This window comes from Mycobacterium sp. IDUB_37, assembly GCF_055419245.1.
Window position 1 is genome coordinate 95,234 of record NZ_JBVAXG010000006.1, and the last position, 22,133, is coordinate 117,366.

General features: G+C 64.2%; 20 protein-coding genes. 11 read left to right on the plus strand and 9 right to left on the minus strand.

The annotated features are described in order from the left end of the window. The first annotated feature begins 115 nt into the window (after positions 1–115). Positions 116–562: a DUF6941 family protein gene (locus ACZY1I_RS20825; protein ID WP_463756510.1), complete on the plus strand. Its 447-nt coding sequence runs from the start codon at positions 116–118 to the stop codon at positions 560–562. An 11-nt stretch (positions 563–573) separates the two neighbouring features. On the opposite strand, the gene ACZY1I_RS20830 is transcribed toward ACZY1I_RS20825, so the two are convergent. Next, positions 574–1,824, minus strand: a complete 1,251-nt coding sequence (locus ACZY1I_RS20830; protein WP_463756512.1) for a cytochrome P450 — start codon at positions 1,822–1,824, stop codon at positions 574–576. 189 nt (positions 1,825–2,013) lie between these two features. Here ACZY1I_RS20830 and ACZY1I_RS20835 point away from each other — a divergent pair, with 189 nt between their 5' ends. Beyond that, the gene (locus ACZY1I_RS20835; protein ID WP_463756515.1) at positions 2,014–2,571 is read left to right on the plus strand and encodes a TetR/AcrR family transcriptional regulator; all 558 of its coding nucleotides are present in this window, start codon (positions 2,014–2,016) and stop codon (positions 2,569–2,571) included. Here the strand turns inward: ACZY1I_RS20835 and ACZY1I_RS20840 are convergent. Both ACZY1I_RS20840 and ACZY1I_RS20845 read right to left on the minus strand, forming a co-directional pair. After that, positions 2,568–3,365 carry a DAPG hydrolase family protein gene (locus tag ACZY1I_RS20840; RefSeq protein ID WP_463756517.1) on the minus strand — a complete coding sequence of 266 codons (798 nt, stop codon included), beginning with the start codon at positions 3,363–3,365 and terminating at the stop codon, positions 2,568–2,570. The two genes, ACZY1I_RS20835 and ACZY1I_RS20840, sit on opposite strands and share 4 nt — an antisense overlap. Then, positions 3,365–4,705, minus strand: coding sequence for an FAD-binding oxidoreductase (locus tag ACZY1I_RS20845; protein ID WP_463756519.1), 1,341 nt, complete (start codon positions 4,703–4,705; stop codon positions 3,365–3,367). Before ACZY1I_RS20845 ends, ACZY1I_RS20840 begins: the two co-directional genes overlap by 1 nt. Before the next feature lie 23 nt (positions 4,706–4,728). On the opposite strand from ACZY1I_RS20845, the gene ACZY1I_RS20850 reads away from it, so the two are divergent. Further along, positions 4,729–5,520 carry an IclR family transcriptional regulator gene (locus tag ACZY1I_RS20850; RefSeq protein WP_463756521.1) on the plus strand — a complete coding sequence of 264 codons (792 nt, stop codon included), beginning with the start codon at positions 4,729–4,731 and terminating at the stop codon, positions 5,518–5,520. 17 nt (positions 5,521–5,537) lie between these two features. Here ACZY1I_RS20850 and ACZY1I_RS20855 read toward each other — a convergent pair whose 3' ends face one another. From ACZY1I_RS20855 to ACZY1I_RS20875, 5 genes are all read right to left on the minus strand, one after another. Continuing rightward, the gene (locus tag ACZY1I_RS20855; protein WP_463756523.1) at positions 5,538–5,828 is read right to left on the minus strand and encodes an ANTAR domain-containing protein; all 291 of its coding nucleotides are present in this window, start codon (positions 5,826–5,828) and stop codon (positions 5,538–5,540) included. Between the two features lie 182 nt (positions 5,829–6,010). Beyond that, a complete protein-coding gene (locus ACZY1I_RS20860) occupies positions 6,011–7,306 on the minus strand; it encodes a D-arabinono-1,4-lactone oxidase (RefSeq protein ID WP_463756526.1) in 1,296 nt (431 codons plus the stop codon). Positions 7,307–7,331: 25 nt separating this feature from the next. Next, the gene (locus ACZY1I_RS20865) at positions 7,332–8,570 is read right to left on the minus strand and encodes an amino acid deaminase/aldolase (RefSeq protein WP_463756529.1); all 1,239 of its coding nucleotides are present in this window, start codon (positions 8,568–8,570) and stop codon (positions 7,332–7,334) included. Positions 8,571–8,712: 142 nt separating this feature from the next. Next, entirely contained in the window at positions 8,713–10,611 is a 1,899-nt protein-coding gene (locus ACZY1I_RS20870) for a PE family protein (RefSeq protein ID WP_463756531.1), read from the minus strand. Between the two features lie 190 nt (positions 10,612–10,801). Further along, positions 10,802–12,022, minus strand: a complete 1,221-nt coding sequence (locus ACZY1I_RS20875; protein ID WP_463756534.1) for a CaiB/BaiF CoA transferase family protein — start codon at positions 12,020–12,022, stop codon at positions 10,802–10,804. A 195-nt stretch (positions 12,023–12,217) separates the two neighbouring features. On the opposite strand from ACZY1I_RS20875, the gene ACZY1I_RS20880 reads away from it, so the two are divergent. The 8 genes from ACZY1I_RS20880 to ACZY1I_RS20915 all read left to right on the plus strand — a co-directional run bounded on the left by ACZY1I_RS20880 (position 12,218) and on the right by ACZY1I_RS20915 (position 20,951). Next, on the plus strand, positions 12,218–13,081 hold the full coding sequence (locus ACZY1I_RS20880; protein WP_463756538.1) for a mycofactocin-coupled SDR family oxidoreductase: 864 nt from the start codon (positions 12,218–12,220) through the stop codon (positions 13,079–13,081). Between the two features lie 97 nt (positions 13,082–13,178). Further along, complete coding sequence (locus tag ACZY1I_RS20885) at positions 13,179–14,117, plus strand: thiamine pyrophosphate-dependent dehydrogenase E1 component subunit alpha (protein ID WP_463757144.1); 939 nt, start codon at positions 13,179–13,181, stop codon at positions 14,115–14,117. Positions 14,118–14,157: 40 nt separating this feature from the next. Further along, a complete protein-coding gene (locus tag ACZY1I_RS20890) occupies positions 14,158–15,156 on the plus strand; it encodes an alpha-ketoacid dehydrogenase subunit beta (RefSeq protein WP_463756541.1) in 999 nt (332 codons plus the stop codon). Beyond that, positions 15,149–15,385, plus strand: coding sequence for a biotin/lipoyl-containing protein (locus tag ACZY1I_RS20895; protein WP_463756545.1), 237 nt, complete (start codon positions 15,149–15,151; stop codon positions 15,383–15,385). Before ACZY1I_RS20890 ends, ACZY1I_RS20895 begins: the two co-directional genes overlap by 8 nt. Positions 15,386–15,430: 45 nt before the next feature. Continuing rightward, complete coding sequence (locus ACZY1I_RS20900) at positions 15,431–16,303, plus strand: enoyl-CoA hydratase-related protein (RefSeq protein WP_463756549.1); 873 nt, start codon at positions 15,431–15,433, stop codon at positions 16,301–16,303. 8 nt (positions 16,304–16,311) lie between these two features. After that, positions 16,312–17,859 (plus strand): acyl-CoA synthetase, encoded by a 1,548-nt coding sequence (locus ACZY1I_RS20905; protein ID WP_463756552.1) that lies wholly within the window; start codon positions 16,312–16,314, stop codon positions 17,857–17,859. 18 nt (positions 17,860–17,877) lie between these two features. Continuing rightward, positions 17,878–19,254, plus strand: a complete 1,377-nt coding sequence (locus ACZY1I_RS20910; RefSeq protein ID WP_463756556.1) for an aromatic ring-hydroxylating oxygenase subunit alpha — start codon at positions 17,878–17,880, stop codon at positions 19,252–19,254. Continuing rightward, positions 19,251–20,951: an FAD-binding protein gene (locus tag ACZY1I_RS20915; protein WP_463756560.1), complete on the plus strand. Its 1,701-nt coding sequence runs from the start codon at positions 19,251–19,253 to the stop codon at positions 20,949–20,951. The genes ACZY1I_RS20910 and ACZY1I_RS20915 overlap by 4 nt, the downstream gene beginning before the upstream one ends. 5 nt (positions 20,952–20,956) lie before the next feature. Here the strand turns inward: ACZY1I_RS20915 and ACZY1I_RS20920 are convergent, their stop codons facing one another. Next, positions 20,957–21,787 carry an enoyl-CoA hydratase-related protein gene (locus ACZY1I_RS20920; protein ID WP_463756563.1) on the minus strand — a complete coding sequence of 277 codons (831 nt, stop codon included), beginning with the start codon at positions 21,785–21,787 and terminating at the stop codon, positions 20,957–20,959. Positions 21,788–22,133 lie beyond the last annotated feature (346 nt).

Sequence of the window (22,133 nt, forward strand, 5' to 3'; positions counted from 1 at the left end):
GGACTCGGTCAAGGCAGTCGAGGTCCGCGAAATTGCATACGGATTGGGAACAGGACGTTGATCTGATGGATCTCGATACGGGGGCAATCTCAAGGCGGCAACCCGCGGTGGCACCGTGAAGGTCAGCCTCTTTCTCGCGGACGCGGCCCAGGCCGATACTCAGTCAGGCAAGGTACACACCCTGGGGCTGGGCTGGCGGCAGTGCCAAACACCAACGCCCCCTTTCGCTTTGGTGATGTTCCTGGACATCGACTGGGACGAGACCAATAAGCAACACAAGCTCACCTGCCAACTGCTGACCACCGACGGCCGACCGGTGGTAGTGCCGGGCCCGCAGGGTCCGCAGCGAATTCTGTTTGAAGCGGCCGCAGAGGCCGGTCGACTCCCCGGCGCAATCCACGGCACCGCGGTTCGCATGCCGCTCACCCTGAATATCCCGGGCGGAATTCCATTGGACCCGGGCATCTACGAGTGGCGGGTCGAGGTGGACGGTTACGAAGCCGCCACCGCGGTCGAGGCATTCATCGTGTCCCCGAGTGTGCTGCCCCCGCCACCCGCATAGCCCCCCGCTGCTCACTCAACGGCTAGTTCGAGACGCTCAAGGCGGCGGACCAGGATGCTGGGCAGCCAGCGGCCGACTTCGACCATCTCGATGCGCGAGGTGCGGTCCAGCAGCAGACGCAACACTATTTGAGCTTCCAGTCGGGCCAATGCGGCGCCGACACAGAAGTGCGCTCCCCTACCGAAACTCAGGTGGCTCTTGCCGTCTCCGCGGTCCAAGCGGAAATCCCCCGGCGTCTCGAAGTGGCCCGTATCCCGGTTGGCCGCGCCCCATAGCAGCAGTAGACGTGAGTGCGCCGGCAAGTCGACGCCGCCCAGGGTGGTGTCGCGCAGTACGTGTCGGTAGTGGCCCCGGAACGGGGGCTCATAACGCAAGGTTTCCTCGATGAAGGCGCCGAGCAACTCGGGGTTTTCGCGCACCCGGCGCTGGATGTCTGGGCGGCTCGCCAGAATCCAGGCGGCGCTGCCCAGCAACGACGCGGTGGACTCTCCCCCGGCGGCGAACAATGTGATCATCATGACCTGCGCGGTGAGCGCATCCAATTCGCCTGCGGCACAGGCTCTCGCCAACTCGCCGAGCAGGTTATCCCTGGGATCGGCAGCAGCGCGGGCGAACTGCTCGATGATGTAGCCGCTGAGATCCATCACCGCAACACCCGCAGCGGACAGTTGTTCCTCATCGGCCAGGCCTTCGAGAAGTTGGGTCGCCGCGTATCCCCAGTGCACCAACTGGTCGACGTCCGCGCCGGGCAATCCGATCAGTTCGGCCACGACCATCATCGGGAGCCGGTTCGCCATGGCTCCCATCCATTCGATGCGGTCATCACGTAGGCCTCCCCGAAGGCCTCCCCGAAGGCCTCCCCGAAGACCTTCGACCCACAGGAGCTCTGCGGTCTGGGTCGCGAACTGTTCGATGGCGCGGATCCGCTTGGCGGCCAGGTAGCGCACCAGCAGCTTGCGGTGCACCGCGTGGCCCGGGTCGTCGGCGGTCGCCAGTACATGCGTCGGCCCGCCAAGAGGGTCCATCTGGAATGGCACGACGCTACCGTCGGCCGTGTACATCATGGTCGCGGTCAAGTTCGACGAGAAGTCGTCGGTTCGCCGGATGGCTTCATTGACCGCATCCCATCCGTGAACTGCATAGAAGCCGGATTCACCGATGCGGTGGACCGAGCCCGCGGCACGCATTCGCTCGTACAGCGGATACGGATCCTGCATCGACTCGGCGCTGAACAACTCGACGGGATCGTGAACCGCGGTCATCGTTCCAGGCTCATCGTTGGATAACAGCAGGTCAATGGATCTGCGGGAGATTGAAACCCGCCTGGACCGCGGTCGCGTGCGGTTCGTCTCACCCGAGCCACCGGACCTGCGGCTATGCTGAGAAAACGGTTACCATATGTCTCAAGAATGAGAACCATGATTGCTTTCTTCTCGCTGCGGCGGTGAGCGATGCCTCGCGATGACTGGGTGGTCGGCGGTGATCGGCGCGCGATCGCGGCCGCAAAGATCTACGCCGCGGCCACCGAGTTGATTGCCCGCGAAGGCTTGGACGCGTTTGATATCGACCGGTTGGCCGCGAAGGTGCATTGTTCGCGGGCGACCATCTACCGATACGCCGGCGGCAAAGCCGAGATTCGCGAAGCTGTCCTGGCTCGGGCGGCGGCCGATATCGTCGAAACCGTCCGCTCCGCCGTTGAGGCGCTGAGCGGGCCCGAACGCGTGGTCACCGCTATCACTGTGGCGCTCAAGCGGATCCGCTCCGACCCGCTGAGCCAGTTGATGATCGGCTCAGTGCGCGACCTCGATGCGATGACGTGGCTCACCGCCTCACCCTTATTGGCCGGGTTCGCCGCCGATCTGACCGGACTAACCGACGGCGATCCGCTTGCCGCGCAGTGGATCGTCCGCGTGGTGCTCTCCCTGGTCTACTGGCCGGCCCAAGGCGACGATGTCGAACGGGAGCTCGTGCAGCGGTTCGTTGCCCCGGCGTTCGCCGAAAGCCACTAGCCGCCGAAGTTTTCGTAGAGAGCCGGCAGAAACCCAGCGAGATGGTTCATCTCTTGCGCGCAGTGCACTAGTAGGTTTCGTCCGCTGGACTCGGCGTTGCCGAGTATCCGTTTAGCTATGGGGCGTAACGCCTTTGACGCAACGTCGGGAGCGTTGCGGACGGCGATATGAGGCCCGCCCATCCAGAACCGCGACCGCATCTCGGATCCGGCAGACGTCGAGCGGACGTGGTGGACGAACCATCCCACGTCTACCGGTGCGTCGCCGGAGCCGAGTCGCGCGCAAACCGCAACGGCATCGTCGGAGTCGGGCGGTAACCCCATGACGCTCGGCTCCACGAATTGGATTGCGGCACTGAGCATTGCCGAGCCGATGTACTCGTTGATCATCGACCAGCGACCGATGTAGCCACTACGGCTGGGATCGTCACCGTCCTTCCATGCGGCAGACAGATGCGCCCGTGGATGCCACAGCTTGTATCGGCGGCTGTCGCTGCCATGCCAGCCGAACCACCACGACCACATCGCCGGCGTGACGCCAGGCATGTCGGTCCGAACCGACACCTGATAGCTGCCGTCGTCAAAGACCCCGAAGCCGTTCTCGGTCTGCTGGTAACCCTCGTCGGCGACGCTCGCGGCATCGGCCAACGCCAGTAGCGTCGGCTCGGCCTGCGTGCCATGGTGCAGTGCATCGACGACATGTGCTGGCAGCGAAGCCATTTCGGGGTTGAAGAACCTGCCCCAGGGTGTGGCGGCGTCGTCGCCGCGGTAACCGAGATAGAGGTCGTTGGCCATCAGAGTCTTCCCATCCAGCTATTGAAGAGACCGTCGGGGTCGTATTCGGCGCGAACCCGGTCCAGCTTGGCCATCGCGGCATCGCTGGCGAACCGCGCGGGGCGTTGTCCGAGGTTTTCGTCGGCCAGTTGGATGCCGGTGGCGAGGTGAGACATGGCAGCCATGTTCGATCGCGCCCAGTCGCCGTACTTGCCGTCGTCCGCTTGATCCTTCCAGGCTCCGTACAGCGCCAGGTAGACCTCGTCCTCGATGCTGTAGGCCATGTCCGGGCGTGCCGGCGACGGCCCCCAGTTCAGCCACAGGAAGTGCGACGGGTGATCCGGGATGGTGTCGATGATGTTGTGTATCCCGGGCAGCAGGTCCGCCGCGGAAGCCGACGTCCACATGTTGTCGGCGGTGTAGCGGTAGTCCTCCAGGTAGTTCGACATCACCGCGGTGTACCAGGTGGGCATGTCGGTCGGCATGTACGGAACCGCGACGATCGCCTTGTCCAGCACCGGAACAGTGCCGAAGATGGCGAGAGCCTGCTCGGCCTCTTTCTCGGAGTCGGCGAAGGCGGGCGATGCAAAGGTGATCGCCGGGGTTTCGATGCCCATGCTCGGGACGCTGCGGCCCGCGACGATCTGCATCTCGACGCGCCGGTCCACTTCAGCACTGACGTTGCGGGCCCAGGTGTAGATCTCGTCGGCGTAGTCGATCGGGTAGACGTACACGCTCGTTCCGCACGCCGCCGGACGCGCATAGAGCTTGAGGTAGAACGACGTCACCACACCGAAGAAGCCGGGTCCGGCGCCGCGGGCAGCCCAGTAGAGGTCGGCGTGATTGTCTTCGTCGCAGTGAATCTGTTCGCCCTCGGCGGTGATCACGTCGAGGCCGATGACGTTTTCGCAGGCCAGGCCATATACCCGGCTGTTCCAGCCATATCCGCCCTGCAGCAGGTAACCACCGACGCAGACGCCTTTGCAATGGCCCGCCGGGAAGAACAGATTCTGGGCTTCCAGTTCGGCCATCAAGATGCTGCCACCCTTGCCGGGGCCGACGACCGCGACCTTCCTCTCGACGTCGATCGTCGCGTGGTCGATGCGGCTGACATCGAGCAACAGGGCGCCGTCCTGTAGATGGTTGGCCGCCCAGCTGTGCCCACCGGAACGAATATTTACCTTGAGGCCGTTCGCTCTTGCGTGGCGAAGCGCGTTGACGATGTCATCGGTGTCGGCGGCCGCAACGATCACTTCCGGATAGCGGTCGGGTACGCGCTGGTTCCATACGGTTCCTCGGCGAGCCGCCTCGTAGCCCTCATTCTCGCGAAAGAAATGCCGCCCGACCGGCAAAGCGTTCATCTACCCTCTCCTTATGTTCCACAATGCGGTTCTTCACAGTCCGTGATGCGGATCACTATAGTGGGGTGGTGGCCGAAACGGAACGAGAATCATCGCCGAATCGCGACGAGGGCATCCAGGTGCTGCGTCGTGCCGCCGCGGCACTCGACGAAATCGCCGCAGAACCGGGTCGCCTGCGCCTCGTTGACCTCGGTGAGCGGCTAGGCCTGGCCAAGTCCACGGTGCGCAGGTTGCTGGTTGGTCTGGTCGAGGTCGGTTTGGTCAGTGTCGATTCGGGCGGGCGATTCGGCTTGGGCGAGCGATTACTCGGCTTCGGCAGCGCCACCGGAGCGCACGTCGCCGCGGTACTGCGGCCGATCATCGAAAGGGTGGCTACCGAAACCGACGGCGAGACGGTCGACTTGTCGTTGCTGCGGGGCCAGCAGATGTGGTTCGTCGACCAGATCGAGTCATCTCACCGACTGCGGGCGGTGTCGGCAGTCGGCGTCCGCTTCCCACTCGCGGGTACTGCCAACGGCAAAGCCGCACTGGCCGCCCTCGACGATGCAGAGGCCGAAGCCACGTTATCTCGATTTGCGCCGTCGGTTGCCGAAGTACTGCGCCGCGAGATCACCGAAATTCGTTCCACGGGAATTGCTTTCGACCGCGACGAACATACGCCCGGAATTTCGGCGGCGGCCATTGCGCGAAGGGCGCTGGGCGACAACGTGATCGCCATCTCGGTGCCGACGCCTAGCGAGCGGTTCGCCGAAAAGCAGCAGCAAATCGTCGCCGCCCTGCGTGCTGCCGGTGAGTCGCCGGCGTGGATTCGCTGACCGCCGAAGTCGCGAGATCAGCAGGTCGAAAGGGACCGGGCGAAATGGTGTCCCCACTCGCGCCGGGCCGCACGTTGTGCGTCTTTGAAACTGGGTGTCACCTTGTCGCCGCCACCCGCGAGGTGGACCAACGCCCATGCCATTGCGAACACCGGCATGTTGTGACGCTGTGCCGCGCTGAACAATTCGTCAAACGCCTCGTCCGAGGAGCAACGCCGGAGGCCGATGAGAATGCCCCGGGCGGTGTCCAGTGTGCGACCGGAATTGGGGTCACCCGAGACTTGGGCCGCAATGGCGTTCGTCGTCATGCAGTGGATACCTCCTGGCGAGCTGATCTCGGATGCGCCTGGCTCGCTGTCGTGATGTCGTCATGGCGCCCCATTGCCATGATTTGCGCCGCGGGCCGGCGGCGCCATACCGTCGCTCGTTTCGATGCGCCCGCGAGATCATGTTGGTACGCAGGCACTCCCGGATTTCCCGGGCCTCTCGGCTAGTTACCGAGCACCCGTCGGGTGTAGTCGTTGAGGAAAACCCGGTTGGGATCGAGGCGATCGCGGACCGCGGCGAACCGGTCGAAGTCCGGGTAACGCTCGCGAAGTGCGGCGGCGGTCTGATAGTGGCGCTTGCCCCAATGTGGCCGGCCCGCATACTCGTTCATGATCTCTTCAACGGCGCGGAAGTAGTTTTCGTACTCCATGCCGATGAATTGGTGCACCGCGATGTAGCAGGTGTCGCGGCCGTTCGCGGTTGACAGGAACGCATCATCGGGTGCGCTGAAGCGCACCTCGAGGGGGTACATGATCGGCAGATTGCGACGTCGAACGAGATCGATGACACGCTGAACGGCTTCGCGTGCGTGCTTGCGCGGGATCGCGTACTCCATCTCGGTGAACTTGACGTTGCGTTGGCTCGCATAGACCTTCCAACCGTGGTCCTGCACCGTGGACGGCGTCATCAGGCTGGTCAGCACGCGGTTGAGTTTCGGTGCCGCGCTCGGGAAGCGCCGGCCCGCGCGGCAGATGACGGTCAGCCCGGCGTTCTCGACCTGCTCGCCCAGCCTCTTCTTCCACTCCGGGCCCGGACGGGGCTCCTCGTTGCTGCGCCGCGTGGTGCGGGTCAGCGCGGTGTCACCATAGGGGAAGACGAAGAATTCAAAGTGGTCGTTGGCGTCGACGTCCGCATCGAGGCGCTCCAGCGTCGTGGTCAGAGGCCGTCGCTCGTCCGTGCGATGCAAGGTGAACAACGGCACCACCTTGAGCGTCACCTGCGAGATCACCCCGAGCGCACCGATCGATACGCGGGCCGCCAGGTAGTCGTCTTTTCCTGAATCTTCGGAAACCTCCAGGACGTCGCCGGTGGCCGTGACGAGTCTCGCCGAGACGACCTGGGCGGACACGTTTGTGAACCGCGCCCCGGTGCCGTGCGTCGCGGTCGCGGTCGCCCCGGTGATCGACTGCTTGTCGATATCGCCCTGATTCTCGATCCCGAATCCATGCTCAGCCAGCTGAGCCAGCATCGTGTGGAGCTTGGCGCCACCCTCGACCGTCGCCAAGCCGTTCTCGGCGTCAACGTTGACGATCCGCTGCAGACCCGTCATGTCGATCATGACGCCGTCAGTGCAGGCACAGTCGGTGAACGAATGTCCGGTGCCCACCGCCCGCACCCGCTCCCCTCGCGCAGCGGCCCGGGCGACGATCTCGACCAGCTCAGCCTCCGACGTGGGCCGTTGGATGATCGACGGCGCGCAGATCTGGTCGCCCGCCCAGTTGTTCCAGTTGCTACTCATCGCACTGCTTCCGTAGGAGTGGGGATCACAGAAATGTCCGCCCTTCACCCCGATACGTCGGGACCGTGTCGACGATCTGGCTGCCGCGAACCAGGTGCAGGCGGTCAAACCGCTCGCACAATTCGCCGGCCTTGGTGTGGCGGAAATACACCTTGTCGCCAATCCTCAACCGGCGGGCGGCATCGCCGGTCAGCGGCGTCTGAACCTCGCCCGTACCTTCGATCGAGCTGAGCTGCAGCCCGGCCGGCAGGTAGGGAGTGGGCATCCGGTCCTTCGCGCCGACCCCACTGGCCAGGTAGCCGCCGCCCAGCGCGGTCACGGTCTTTTCATCGGGCCGGCGAGAGACCGGAAGAGCGAAGATCGCCGCGGGCTGCAAGGTGAAGGTCGCGTAGGTGTCGAACAGCGTGGGCGCGTAAAAGCCGGAGCCCGCGGTCGCCTCGGTCATCGCCGGCTCCTCGGCGACCAAGTGCAGATCGCCGGTCCCGCCGGCGTTGACGATTTCGAGATCCGCCACCTCGCGAACAAGTTCGACGGCGCGGGCGCGACGCTGGCGCAACTCCGCGAACGACTGACGCTGCATCCACCCGACGATCGCGTTTTGCACGCGCTTACCCGCGACCTGGTCGCCCATCCCGGCGATGTGGGCCTCATAGGACATCAGAGCGACGAGTTGCAGCGTGGGTCGTCGGGCTATCTCCACCGCGAGCGCTCGCGCCTGTTCGGGCGTGTGCAGCGGCGAGCGCTTGGAGCCGATCTTCACCCGTCCGCCGGCCCGCCAAAAGCCGGCATCCAGGTCCAGGCACAACCGAACGGGTTTATCGGTGGCGCTCTCGATCAAATCCAGGTGTTCGATGCTGTCGACCATGACGATGGGCGACCCGCCCGGATTCTCGGCGCCCAACTCGCCGAGCTCACGCAGGGCCTGGCGGTCGGTCGTCGGGTACGCCAGCAGGAGATTGTCGAAGCCGTGGCCCGCCAGCCACAGCGTTTCGGCGAGGGTGAAGGTCAGCAGCCCGTCGAAGCGATCCTCTGAGTCGAGGATGTCTTGCTGTATCGACCTGCACCGCAACGACTTCGAGGCCACGCGAATTGGTTTGTCACCGGCCCGGGAGAGCATCTCTGCCGCGTTTGCCCACATTGCATCGAGATCGATGAACGCGAATGGCGCGTCGAGGTCGGCGAATGCCTCTTCATAGCGCTGCAGTCGGCCTGGGATATCCAGCTTGATCGGCCCATTCGAATGTTGCACGCGACCGGCATTCACGCCGTCACCTTACTGAACAAAATCGCGAGCGCGGCACGGTGATGGAAGACAGATTCCGCTGTACGTGCAAAATGCCGTCGATACCGCGAAACACTGTGCATATGCCCATTTACCGACTGGCTCAGGCGATACAGCGATCAATCTAGGGACCGTTCGCGCCGTTCTGGCCAAGGAGCAATCCGCGCTGTCCACCCGCTCCGCCGGACGCGCCCCCGGTGCCGGCCCCGCCATTCCCGCCGTTGCCTATCAGTAGAGCGTTGCCGCCCGCACCTCCTGCGCCAATGCCGCCGGGCGAGCCGTTGCCGCCGGCACCGCCGATGCCGAGCAGTACCCCGCTGAAGCCGCCGGCACCGCCGGTGCCGCTACCACCGGCGCCGGCCGTCCCGCCTGCGCCACCCACACCGAACAGCAATGCTGCGTTGCCGCCGCCGCCGCCGTTGGCGACACTGCCCAATCCACCGGCGCCACCGATCCCGCCGACGCCACCGTTGCCGAATATCCAGCCGCCGCTGCCACCGTTGCCGCCGGTCGCGTACAACAGCCCACCGACGCTGGTGGTTCCGCCGTTGCCGCCGTTGCCGCCGATGCCGAAGAGCAGCCCAGCCCGACCGCCGTTGCCACCGTTCCCGCCGACCGGCTGCAGAGTTGCCGGCAGCGCCGCCGTGATGCCGGAAGTGCCGATGCCGCCGCCGTTTCCGCCCTGACCGCCGACGCCGAGAACCCAGGCGTCACCACCGGTGCCGCCGAAGCCGCCCGCGCCGACGTAGCCCGCAGTTGCGCCGGCACCTCCGTTGCCGCCGATGGCGCCGTTGCCGCCGGCCCCACCGTTGCCGAGGACGTAGCCGCCTTGGCCGCCGTCGCCGCCCAGACCGCCGACGCCGCCGTTGCCGCCGGTGGTGGCCCCGCCGGAGCCGTTGCCGCCGGCGCCACCGTTTCCGCCCGTCCCTCCGTTGCCGAACAGGCCGATGGCGCCGCCATTACCGCCGGCGCCGCCGCGGCCACCCGGGTTGCCGTCAACGAGGGCGGCGCCCAGCCCGTCGCCACCGGTGCCGCCCAACCCGCCAACACCGGGCACGCCGTACAGCAAGCCGCTCTGACCGCCGTTGCCCCCCTGACCGCCGTAGCCGCCAACGGTCGCGGTCGCGGTGTCGCTAACCCCTCCTGCGCCGCCGGCACCGCCGGCCCCGCCAAAGCCGAACAGTGCCGCGCCGCCGCCTCCCGCTCCACCGAATCCGCCGACGCCGCCCGCGGAGGGAATGGTCTGCCCCATCACGGTCGCGGGAGCGGACCCGCCGATGCCGCCGATTCCACCGGGCCCGCCGAAGCCATACAACAGTCCAGCGCCGCCGCCGTTGCCGCCACTGCCGCCGGTGGTGCCGACAAAGCCGTTAACCACCGGCGGGGCAGCCCCGTTGCCGCCGGCGCCGCCCGCACCGCCGTTGCCCCAGAGCAACCCGCCGGTGCCGCCGGCGCCGCCGTTGAATCCGTTCACACCTGTGATGCTGGAATTACCCGCAGCCCCGCCGTTACCGCCGTTACCGAACAGACCAGCGTTGCCACCGTTGCCGCCGGCCTGGTTGGCCGCGCCGGACCCGCCGTTACCGCCATTGCCGAACAAAATCCCGCCGTCGCCACCGCTTTGACCGATTCCGCCGTTGGCGCCGTTGCCGATCAGCGGGCGGCCCAGCAGTAGTTGGGTCGGCGCATTGATGATGCTGAGAAGATCATCGACGACTGATTGAGCGGCCAGTGGTGTTGCGTTGGCGGCCTCTGCCAAGGCGTACGTGCCCGCGCCTGAGTTGAGGATCTGGACGAACTGCTGATGAAACGTCGTCGCCTGTGCGCTGAGCGACTGGTAGCTCTGGGCATGTGTGCTGAACAATGCGGCGACGGCCGCCGAAATCTCGTCCGCGCCTGCAGCGAGCAGCGACGTGGTCGGCGTCCATGCGCTTGTGTTGGCCGCCGTAATCGATGAGCCGATGTTCGCCAGATCCGAAGCCGCCGAAGCGAGAAACTCCGGCGTCGCGATGAGAATCGACATGGTGCCTCCCATGGCCTCGAAACCTCGGCGAAGGGTATCGCGATCAGGGCTGCATTCCGTGCATTTAAGGGGTTCGACGTGCCTACTTGATTCGGTGCGCGCCGAAACGAGATCGGGCTGTGACTCTATATGGACGAATCAGGTTCGTCACCAACTGAATTAACGCAATACCGGCCGCAATGGCAGGTTGTCACAGGATGGCTTTCGCATCTTTTGCGCGTTCGATGTCGTCCCAGTCCACATCGAGTTCGAGCAGTATCTCCTCGGTGTGCTGACCGTGCTCGGGCGCACGCGTGGGACCAGGTGGGGTTTCATTGAATTGCACGGGCGCGGCCACGATTCGGTATTCCTCACCCTGATCGTCGACATTGACTATCACGTAGCCGTTCGGTGCGACCTGCGGATCGTTGAGGGTTTCCCGTGGTGTCGCCAGTGCGCCCCACACGCCGGGTTCGTCTTCCAACACTTTGCGCCAATGAGCCAGTTCATGAGCCGCAAAAGCTTTGGCGAATATCGCCGTGGCCTCAGTTGCATTGGCGATCAGGTTGCTCGACGGCACGAATCGCTCATCATTGGCCAGTTCCGCAAGTCCCATCCGCTCGCAGAACGCAGCCCAGAATTTGTCGGGCTGCAAAAAGACCAATTGCAGCCACCTGTCGTCCTTGGTCTTATACCGGGCCACCAGCGGATTGATCGCCAATCCGGGTGGTGCGCCGGGGATCCCGTCGATATCGAACAAATCGGCGACGGAAATCGACGGTGCGATCGCCCACATCGCCTGGGCCAGCAACGAGGAGTCGACGATGCTTGCCTCGCCGGTCCGCTCCCGGTGGAACAGTGCCGCGCAGACTCCGCCGGCCAGCGTTGCGCCGCCCTGCAGGTCCCCGAACGCCGGCCCCTGAACCGCGGGGTTCTCGGTGCCGAACGGGGTCAGCGTGTAGGCCACCCCGCCTCGTGCCAGGTAGGTGGCGGCATCGAATCCGCCGCGATCGCGATCCGGACCGCGCACCCCGAGGCCGGTGCCCCTGGCGATGATGATGTTGGGATTGAAGGAGCGGATGTCTTCGACGGTCAGTCGGGCCCGTTCGAGCGCACCCGGCAGCCAGTTGGTCAAGAACACATCAGCAGAGGCCAGTAGGCGGCCGAACAGTTCTCGACCGGTTTCAGTCTTGATGTCGATGCCGATGCTGCGCTTGCCCCGGTTGCTCAACTCCAGAATGAAGTCGACATCAGCACGCGCCGCCTGACGGGTGAAGCCACCAACGACCAACGCCCGGCCGGGGTCGCCGGTAACCACACCCTCCACCTTGATGACGTCAGCGCCCCACTCGGACAACGCGACTCCGGCCGACGGTACGTAGGTCCAGGACGCCAATTCGACAATCCGAACACCGGTCAACATGCCCGCCATCGTGAGCCCTTTCGGTTGCCCGCACCATTTCTTGCTATTTTAGATATTCTAGCTACTGTAAGGCATATTGATAGCCCGACCGCAGCCATGCGCAGCCGCTGCTCGTGGAAGAGATGCCATGGAGCGTGAAAGCAACGAAAGTTGTTGCACCACAACGTTGGTCGTGCAAGAAGGTACCGGGGCGAGGGGTGAGCAATGGGCCGAGTAGCCGGCAAAGTTGCGGTAATCAGCGGCGCGGCGCGAGGGCAAGGTAGGTCCCACGCGCGAATGCTGGCGGCCGAAGGCGCCGACATCATCGCGCTGGACCTGTGCGAAGACATCGAAACCAACGAGTATCCGCTGGCGCGGCCCGAGGATCTCGAAGAGACCGTACGGCTGGTGGAGAAAGAGGGGCAGCGGATCTTCTCCGCGATTGTCGACGTCCGCGAACGCGCAGCCCTGTCCGCCGCCATCGACGAGGGCGTCGCGCAACTCGGCGGACTCGACGTCGTCGTTGCGAACGCCGGAATCTGCCCGTTGACCGCAGGCCTGCCGCCGCAGGCTTTTGCCGACGCCGTGGATGTCGACCTCGGCGGCGTGCTCAACCTGGTTCACGCCAGCCTCAAACACCTTCAGGCCGGCGCGTCGATCATCGTCATCGGATCGAATGCGGCGTTCATGTCCTCGATGAACACCAGCGGCATCGACGGCGGCCCCGGTGGGGCTGGTTATGCCTTCGCCAAAATCGCTGCGGCACACTATGTTAACGATTTCGCCAGGGCGCTGGCTCCGTTCTCCATCCGGATGAACGCGGTGCACCCGACCAACGTCAACACCGACATGTTGCACAGTGCCCCGATGTACCGTGCGTTCCGGCCCGACCTGGCGAACCCGACTCGCGAAGATGCTGAGCCGATCTTTCCGTTGGTCCAAGCCATGCCGGTCCCCTACGTGGAGCCGGAGGACATCAGCGAGGCCGTTGTATTCCTGGCCTCCGAAGGCGCCCGCTTCATCACCGGTCAGCAGCTGCGGGTTGACGCCGGCGGCTTCCTCAAAGTCAAACCTTGGTCGGGCGCGTAGTCGCGGTGTCTCGAAACATACTGCTCGACAACGGAACTGGAGGAGGCCAGTGAACGAATCGGTGCCGGCGGATATCCAGCGTCGTCTGTACGAGCTGATGGTGCTGATGAAGGCGGCCGATGACCGCCTGTCCAAGGGCATCGGCACCGGCGAGTTCATGTGCGTGTACTGGCCGTCGCGCGGCCAGGAAGCCATTGCCGCCGCGATGGGTGCGGCGCTGCGACCCGACGATCAGTTGGTGACGACATATCGGGGGCTACACGACCTGATCGGAAAGGGTGTTCCCCTCGAAGAGATCTACGGCGAGATGATGGGGCGCGTCGTGGGCGCCGGCCGCGGTAAGGGCGGCACCATGCATATCGCCAAACCCGAGGTGGGCGTGATGCTCTCGACCGGGATCGTCGGAGCGGGGCCCCCGGTGGCCGTGGGTCTGGCCATGGCCGGCAAACGCAAAGGGCTGGACCGGGTCACGGTGGTCAGCTTCGGTGACGGCGCCACCAACACCGGTTCATTTCACGAGGCGGCCAACATGGCCGCGCTGTGGGATCTGCCGCTGGTGTTCGTATGCCAGAACAATCTCTATGCCGAGATGACGCCGACTTCGGACACGATGAAGATCGAACACGTCGCCGATCGAGCCGCCGGATACGGAATGCCGGGCGTTCGGGTCGACGGCAACGATCCGTTGGCAGTGAAAGCCGCCCTCGATGATGCACTCGACCGAGCACGCGTCGGCGGCGGTCCCACCTTCATCGAATGCGTGACGTTCCGGTTCCGCGGCCACTACTTCGGCGATCGAATGCCCTACATCCCAAAGGATCAGCTCGCCGCGGCCATGGCGGCTGACCCGGTGCCACGGTTCCGCAGCCAACTGGCCGACGCCGGCATCTGCAGTGCAGAGGAACTCGACCGAATCGACGCTGACGCGCTCGCCACGGTGGAGGCGGCATTGGCCGAGGTGCTCAAAGCCGAATCGCCGTCGATCGATGAGCTCGACCTCGACGTGTACGCGACCCCGATCAAGTTCCCCGGATGAGGAAGCCAGTTTGGCGGGTGCCAGTGACGGGAGACGTCTCATGGAAGAAAAAGTGATGACGATGCGCGAGGCGCTGAACCTCGCGCTCGATCAGGCATTGCAAACCGACGACAGGGTGTTCCTGCTCGGTGAGGACATCGCCGATCCCGGTGCGTCAGGCCCCACCGCGGGGTTGTCGACGAAGTACGGTCACGACCGGGTGCTGGACACACCGATCTCCGAGGCCGCGATCGTCGGCGCGGCGATCGGTGCTGCGATCGACGGCCTCATCCCGGTAGCCGAGATCATGATCATGGACTTCATCGGCATCGCCGCCGACCAGTTGATCAACAACGCCGCCAAACTGCGTTTCATGACGGCGGGTCGGACGACCGCGCCGATCACGATCCGCACGCAGGTCTACGCCGGGCTGGCCACCGGTGCCACCCACTCGCAGAGCCTCGAAGCGTGGTTCATGCACATTCCCGGGATGAAGGTGATCGTGCCGTCCACTCCCCGCGATGGCAAAGGCCTGTTGACCTCCGCGATCTTCGACGAGGACCCATGTCTGTTCATCGAGACGATCCGGCTGCAAGGCAAGAAGGGGCCCGTCCCCGTCGACCCGGGTTTCGCGATTCCTCTGGGCCAGGCCGACATCAAGCGGCCCGGCAGCGACGTGAGCTTGATCAGCTACGGACGTAGCGTGCACGAGGCGCTCGCCGCGGCGGCCACACTGCACGACCAGGGTGTCAGCGCCGAGGTGGTCGATCTGCGCACGCTGGTGCCGCTGGACGTGGAGACCATCGTCGAATCCGTCCGGCGCACCCGCAGGGCCGTAATCGTTCACGACGCAGTGCAATTCGCTGGACCGGGAGCCGAGATCGCCGCGATTCTGCAGCATGAGTTGTTCGGCGAGTTGGCCGCGCCGGTCGAACGGGTCGCCGCCAGGTTCGTGCCGAACCCGGCCGCCGCGGCGCTCGAGGCTCAGGTGTACCCCACGGCGGCACGCGTCGTCACCGCAGCCCAGCGCACCTTACAGAAAGCGGGAGCGCGTGGCTGACTTCATCATTCGCATTCCGCGGGTGTCGGTGGCCGTGTCGGAAGCCGAACTCACCGGCCTGCTGGTCGACGCGGGTGAACACGTCGAGGAAGGCACACCGATCTATGTGGTCGCCACCGAGAAGGTGGAACAAGAGATCGAAGCAGGCGCGTCGGGCACCGTGCAATGGACCGGCGAAGTAGGAACCACTTACGACATCGGCACCGAAATCGGCGTCATCACTTCATAACCGAGAAGCGGGAACAATACCCACATAGTCGAAAGGTAACCACATATGGATCTCAACGAGACCCGCGAACGGATCATCTACGAAAAGCAAGGTCCGATCGCGAAGATCACGTTGAATTGGCCCGAGAAAGCCAATGCCCAGGACCAGAAGTTGGCAGAGGAGGTGGACGCCGCACTGCTGGACGCCGACCGTGACTACGACATCAAGGTGCTGGTCCTGCGGGCTAACGGCAAGGGCTTCTGCTCGGGACATGCCATCGGAGACAACTCCACCGACTATCCCGCGTTCGTCGAGAACTCCTTGGTTCAGGGTCACCCCTGGAAGGCGCAGTCCGACCTGTTCGTCAAGCCCACGCTGAATCTCTGGGAGTTCTCCAAACCCACCATCGCGCAGGTACACGGCTATTGCGTGGGCGGCGGTACGCATATGGGTTTGACCACCGACATCGTGATCGCCTCGGAGGACGCTTACTTCTCCTACCCTCCGTTGCAAGGCTTCGGCATGCCATCGGGTGAATGTTCCATCGAACCTTGGGTTTTCATGAACTGGCGCCGCGCGGCCTACTACCTGTTCACCGCCGAGGTGATCGACGCCAAGAAGGCGCTGGAAGTCGGCCTGGTCAACGAGGTGGTCAAGCGCGAGGACCTGGACGCCCGCGTGGACGCGATCGCCCGCCACATCGCCCAGGCGCCATTGACGACGCTCATGCTCACGAAGGCCAATCTCAAGCGGGCGTGGGAACTGATGGGCATGCGGGTGCACTGGCAGACCTCCAACGATCTGGTCGCGCTCGCGTCGATGAGCAAAGATGTGCAGCAGCTGATCGGCCAGGTTCTTCAGGGCAAGATCAAGCCCCAGGAGATGGCTAATCGCCAGGCCGCTGCCGCCGCGTCCACCGACGGCGCGGCTGGCGCGTAGGACCGCTGTTGAACATCGCCGACCACGCGATCACCGCCGGGGACTCGCCGGCGTTGATCGTGGCCGACGCGACAGCCCAGGCAGGCACGACCTCGTTCGGCGAACTGTACGCCAGGAGTCAGCGGGTCGCCGCGGTGCTGCACGATGCCGGGCTGCGGCACGGCGACGGGGTCGCGCTTGTGCTGCCTAACCGGCCGGAATTCTTCGAAATCACCTGGGGCTGCCAGCTTTCCGGTCTCTACTACACCGCAGTCAACACTCACTTCACGCCCGACGAAGTCGCCTACGTCATCGGCGATTCCGACGCGAAAGCGGTTTTCGTGGATGCGTCGATGACGCAGTTGGCGGCGCACATTCGCGACGTCAATGAATCGGTCGGTTTGCACGTGTTAGTCGGCGGGCAGTTGCCGGGCTGGGAGTCCTACGACAACGCATTGTCGGCAGCGGGCGAGGCGCCGCCGCCGTTGGACGGCTCGGAGATGCTGTACTCCTCCGGCACCACCGGGCGGCCCAAGGCGGTGCGCCGCCCGCTGCCGACCGATGGCAACGGCTCGTGGGCGCAGGCCGTGCTGGAGATGGTGCTGACGCACAAGTACCGGATGAGCCAGTCCGACGTGTACCTGTCCCCCGCTCCGCTCTATCACGCCGCCGGGGTGAACTACACCATGGCGGTCAATCGGGTGGGCGCCGCTTCGATCATCATGGCCAAGTTCGACGCCGAGGCCGTGCTGAAGCTGATCCAGACCTACCGAGTCACCCACGCCCAGTTCGTGCCAACGATGTTCGTGCGAATGCTCAAGCTGCCCGAGTCGGTCCGGCAGCGCTATGACGTGTCCAGTCTGCAGTGCGTGATTCACGCGGCCGCACCGTGTCCGGTGGAAGTCAAACAGCAGATGATGGCATGGTTCGGGCCGATCATTCACGAATACTACGGCGGCACTGAAGGATTCGCCGGTACCACGATCGGCCCCGAGGATTGGCTGGCCCACCCGGGCTCGGTGGGCATACCCATGACCGCCGTACACGTCCTCGGCGAGGACGGCACTGAACTGTCCGCCGGCCAAGCCGGTGAGCTCTACTTCGAGGGCGGTCCCGATTTCGAGTACTTCAAGGACCCTGCCAAGACCGCGTCGGTCTACAACGAACACGGCTGGCGCACGCTGGGTGACGTGGGCTATGTCGACGAGGACGGATACCTCTACCTCACCGATCGCTCCACGTTCATGATCGTCTCCGGGGGCGTCAACATCTACCCGCAGGAGGCGGAGAATCTTTTGATCATGCACCCCAAGCTCGTCGATGCCGCGGTGTTCGGTGTACCGAATGACGAGTTCGGGGAAGAGGTCAAGGCCGTCGTGCAACCGGCGGCCGGCATCGCGGCGGGCCCCGAACTCGAAGCGGAGTTGATCGACTACTGCCGCGCCCACCTCGCGAACTACAAGTGCCCACGCAGCATCGAATTCGATGCGGAGTTGCCTCGAGACCCGAACGGCAAGCTCTACAAGCGGCGCATTCGGGAACGGTACTGGCAGGGGCGGGTGTCGCGCATCGTATGAAGTCAAGCGAGGGAAACCATGGTGAGAACCGATAGCACCGACGTGAATTGGACACCGCTTCCGGTGCCGTGGGCGGTTCAGTCCGCCGATCGAATTCCCAAGCAGCGGTACTACGACCCGGATTTCTACGCGCTGGAGAACGAGAAGTTCTGGCCGCGGGTATGGCAGATGGCGTGCCGGCTCGAAGAGATACCCAAAACCGGCGACTTCGTGGAGTACGAGATCCTCGACCAGTCGATCATCGTTGTTCGACTGGACGCCGAGAACGTGCGCGCTTACCACAACGCGTGCCGTCATCGCGGAGTGAAATTGGTGGAGGGCAACGGTTCCCGACGTACCTTCGCGTGTCCCTTTCACGGTTGGTGCTGGAACATCGACGGCCGCAACACCTTCGTACTCCGCTCAGACGCTTTCGACGAAAAGAATCTGGACCCCCATGATCTCGCGCTGGTTCCAGTGCGTTGTGAGCTCTGGGGCGGGTGTGCGTGGATCAACCTGGACGACGACGCCCCCGGTCTGCGCGAGTGCTTCGAGCCCTTCGCGACGATCTACGACGCCTGGAAGGTCGAATCGCTGCGCACCGAATGGTGGCAGTCATGCCGGCTGCCGGTGAATTGGAAGCTGGCGACGGCCGCATTCATGGAGGGATATCACGTCCCGCAGACCCACCCTCAACTGCTGCCGTCGGCGCAGCCGAGCTCCACACCACCCGGGCTGGTCGGCACCAGCCTGTACTTCATGCGGACACTCGGCGAGGGCATGGCAGGCATGACTCACGAAAACGACATCCGGATCGCCGAGGGCCTACAGAACATCGAGCTGCCGGCCGATCCGGCCGCGGCGATGGCGACGTGGAAGAGCACTCTGAACGACGCCGTCGTCCACTGGCATCGAGCGCGCGGCTGCGACATTCCCGACCTCAACGATTTGCAACGACGGGGCATCGTCGACGCCATCGGATTCTGCTTTCCGCATTACTTCCTGTTGCCGCAATACAGCAGCGCCTCGTCGTACCGGATCCGCCCGCTCGGTCCGGAAGAGACACTGTTCGAGATCTGGTCGCTCACCCGCATTCCGCCGGACCAGATCACCGGTAAGCCGACCCCGCCGGAGCCGATGGCGCCCGACGATCCCCGCTGGCCGCCGATCCCTGCCCAGGACTTCTCCAATCTGCCCAAGCAGCAAAAAGGCTTGCATTCAAGAGGATTCGATTACATGCGATTGTCCAGTCAGATCGAGGGACTCATCTCGAACTTTGAACGCGTCGTCGATGGTTTCCTCGCCGATCTGCCTTACGAGGCTTTGGTGCCGGCGATTCAGAAAACGAACACGACCATCGACGTGCCGATCGTGGATCTCGGCTTCAACACCCAAGCACAGGAGGCGGCGCGATGAGCATCGAGTGGGACCGCTCGGTCGACCTGGTGATCGCAGGCAGCGGAGGCGGTGGGATGGTGGCCGGCCTGGCCGCGGTGGACGCCGGGTTGCAACCGCTGATTGTCGAAAAGCAGTCCCTGGTCGGTGGATCGACCGGGCTGTCCGGAGGCATCGTCTGGCTCCCGAACAACCCGCTGATGCGGGCGGAGGGCATTGCGGACTCGCACGAGGACGGACTTGCCTACCTGGCCGACGTGGTCGGCGACATCGGTGCCGCGTCCTCCCCCGCGCGCCGTGAGATGTTCCTCAACGCCGGCTACGAGATGATCAATTTCCTGGTGCGCAAAGGTGTTCGGCTCATCCGCTGCGCCGGCTACAGCGACTACTACCCAAATCATAAGGGCGGCAACGAGTCGGGTCGTGCCGTCGAAGGAATTCCTTTCGACGCTGCCGAACTGGGTACCTGGCAGGACAAGTTGCAACCATCGTTGGCCAAGAATTACGGGTACGTCGTATTGACCAACGAGTTGCGTTCGGTTCAGTACTTCAACCGCGCCCCGCGCGCTTTCGCAGTCGCCACAAAGGTATTCGCCCGTACTAACGCGGCGAAGATCGCACGACGTCAAATCCTGACCAACGGCGCCTCGTTGATCGGTCAGATGCTGAAAGTGCTGATCGACCTCAGTGAGGGACAGCCGCCGTTGTGGACAAACGCTGCCATGGACGACCTGATCGTCGAGGACGGGCGAGTCGTGGGCGCACGCATAGTCCGGGACGGCACAGTAGTGAACGTCGAGGCGCGTAAGGGAGTCCTGTTGGCCGCCGGAGGTTTTGGCCATAATCCCGAGATGCGTCGCCAGTACAGCGGCGACCAGCCTAACGACGGGAAGTGGTCGATCGCCAACGCCGGAGACACCGGCGAGGTGCTGCAGACCGCGATGCGGCTCGGCGCCAAGACCGATCTGCTCGACGAAGCCTGGTGGTTGCCTTCAGTTTTCATCGCCAACGGCGGTGCGGTTGCCGCCTCACTCGGCTCGGGGCGACAGCGTCCCGGAGCAATCTACGTGGATTCGACCGGCAGACGATTCTGCAACGAGTCGAACTCCTACGTCGAAGTCGGAAAGGCGATGTACGCCAACAAGGCTGTTCCGTGCTGGATGGTGTTCGACGACGGCTACCTACGCAGATATGTCACCAGCACCAATCCGTTGAAACGCAACCAAGGCCTGCCTCCCGAGCTGATCGAGAGCGGCGCGGTCAAGCGGGCATCGACGTTGCACGAACTGGCCGGCCAGATTGACCTCCCGCCTGAAGAGCTGATCCGAACAGTCCAGCGGTTCAACAAATTTGCGGCCAAGGGGCTTGATCCCGACTTCGGCCGGGGACAGTCCGCGTACAACGACTGCCTCGGCGATCCCGGCTATCGACCCAACGCCGCGGTCGGACCGCTCGATCGTGCGCCGTTCTACGCGACCCGAGTTCTGCCGGCTGATGTCGGGACCTGCGGTGGCGTGATCACAAACGAGTACGCGCAAGTTCTCGACGAGCACGACCAAGTGATCGAAGGGCTCTACGCAACGGGTAACACCACCGCGACGGTCATGGGCCGGACCTATCCGGGCGCCGGAGCGAGCATCGCAAACACGATGGTGTTCGGCTACGTCGCGGCACGGCACGCTGCCGGTCGCAGAGTCGCCGGTGAGATGAGCCGTTAGAAGCGCTACTCGTCGCGATCGATGAAGTCACGGGGCTTCATGCCCGACTGCATGAGTTCTGCCCTGCGGGCCTGAACGTCGGAGGCGGCACCGACCATGTTGGTCAGGATGTGACTCACCTGCAGATGGACGCGCATTCCCATCAGTTCCCAGGCCCGCTTCACGTTGCTCTTCACCGCCATTAGGGTCGTCAACGGAATTTGCGCGATCTTGCGCGCCATTTCCTCGACGGCGTCTTCGAGGTCTTCCCGGGGCACCACCTTGTTCAGCAGTCCCCATTCCAGGGCTTGCTGCGCGGATAGCGTCGGCGCCAACAGCAGCCAATCCATGGTGCGGTGCCAATTCATCAGCAACCACGGTTCGATCATGGTGTGGCCGCCCGGCTCGCCGAGGCTTTGAGCGAGGGGCATCTGGAAGTACGCGTCCTCGGATGCGACACAGAAATCGGTCAGCAGGCCGAGGTAGATTCCGCCACCCATGCAATAGCCGTGGATCTGCGAGATCGTCGGTTTCGGGAATTCCCACAGATAAAGGGTCGGCCACAGGAACAGATCGGCGGTGCCCTTGTAGAGGTCCTCGAACGTGTCTCCGAAGTCGGGATACGGATTCTCGTCCGGTCCCCAGCGTGCGACATGTCCGCCGCAGAAGCCTTTGCCGTTCGCTTTCAGAATGACGACTTTGATTTCTTTGTCGCGATCGGCCTCGTGTAGACAGCTATCGACTTCGGTGACAAGAACCGCGTCTTTCGTGTTGGCCTTCTCGACCCGGTTGAGGATTATTCGCGCGATTGGTGGTTCGCGCTCGTAAATAACCGCTTCCAGAACGCGACGCTCCATTGTCGTTACAGTACCGGACGGTTACGTAACGGCGGCCAGAGAGGCGAGGCGCGGTCACTACCGGCGAGCGACTGATGATCGCGGCGTGTGCAGCCTGCAGGCCGTATTCATATAACTTGAGGCCGCTGTCCACGACGCAGACTGCGCTATCCGCACCGGCAAGCCTGGGCACCGACGTCGATTGCCCAGTTCAGAAGCGTTTACCCGGCTGACTGCACGACCTCGAAACGCGTCGCGCGGATCGCGACGATGCGCGCCGACTGAGGCGTATTCGGGGGCACGGACCGCTTAGCGCGCTGCGCGCGCGGGTAAACTAAGGAGCGGGTCGGGACTCTTAATCAGTCAG

Coding starts and splice junctions, on each gene's coding strand:
- ACZY1I_RS20830 (WP_463756512.1), bottom strand. CDS start 1,824: ATGACCGCGGTTCACGATCCCGTCGAGTTGTTCAGCGCCGAGTCGATG.
- ACZY1I_RS20835 (WP_463756515.1), top strand. CDS start 2,014: ATGCCTCGCGATGACTGGGTGGTCGGCGGTGATCGGCGCGCGATCGCG.
- ACZY1I_RS20840 (WP_463756517.1), bottom strand. CDS start 3,365: ATGGCCAACGACCTCTATCTCGGTTACCGCGGCGACGACGCCGCCACA.
- ACZY1I_RS20845 (WP_463756519.1), bottom strand. CDS start 4,705: ATGAACGCTTTGCCGGTCGGGCGGCATTTCTTTCGCGAGAATGAGGGC.
- ACZY1I_RS20850 (WP_463756521.1), top strand. CDS start 4,729: ATGCGGTTCTTCACAGTCCGTGATGCGGATCACTATAGTGGGGTGGTG.
- ACZY1I_RS20855 (WP_463756523.1), bottom strand. CDS start 5,828: ATGACGACGAACGCCATTGCGGCCCAAGTCTCGGGTGACCCCAATTCC.
- ACZY1I_RS20860 (WP_463756526.1), bottom strand. CDS start 7,306: ATGAGTAGCAACTGGAACAACTGGGCGGGCGACCAGATCTGCGCGCCG.
- ACZY1I_RS20870 (WP_463756531.1), bottom strand. CDS start 10,611: ATGTCGATTCTCATCGCGACGCCGGAGTTTCTCGCTTCGGCGGCTTCG.
- ACZY1I_RS20875 (WP_463756534.1), bottom strand. CDS start 12,022: ATGGCGGGCATGTTGACCGGTGTTCGGATTGTCGAATTGGCGTCCTGG.
- ACZY1I_RS20880 (WP_463756538.1), top strand. CDS start 12,218: ATGGGCCGAGTAGCCGGCAAAGTTGCGGTAATCAGCGGCGCGGCGCGA.
- ACZY1I_RS20885 (WP_463757144.1), top strand. CDS start 13,179: ATGGTGCTGATGAAGGCGGCCGATGACCGCCTGTCCAAGGGCATCGGC.
- ACZY1I_RS20890 (WP_463756541.1), top strand. CDS start 14,158: ATGGAAGAAAAAGTGATGACGATGCGCGAGGCGCTGAACCTCGCGCTC.
- ACZY1I_RS20900 (WP_463756549.1), top strand. CDS start 15,431: ATGGATCTCAACGAGACCCGCGAACGGATCATCTACGAAAAGCAAGGT.
- ACZY1I_RS20910 (WP_463756556.1), top strand. CDS start 17,878: ATGGTGAGAACCGATAGCACCGACGTGAATTGGACACCGCTTCCGGTG.
- ACZY1I_RS20915 (WP_463756560.1), top strand. CDS start 19,251: ATGAGCATCGAGTGGGACCGCTCGGTCGACCTGGTGATCGCAGGCAGC.
- ACZY1I_RS20920 (WP_463756563.1), bottom strand. CDS start 21,787: ATGGAGCGTCGCGTTCTGGAAGCGGTTATTTACGAGCGCGAACCACCA.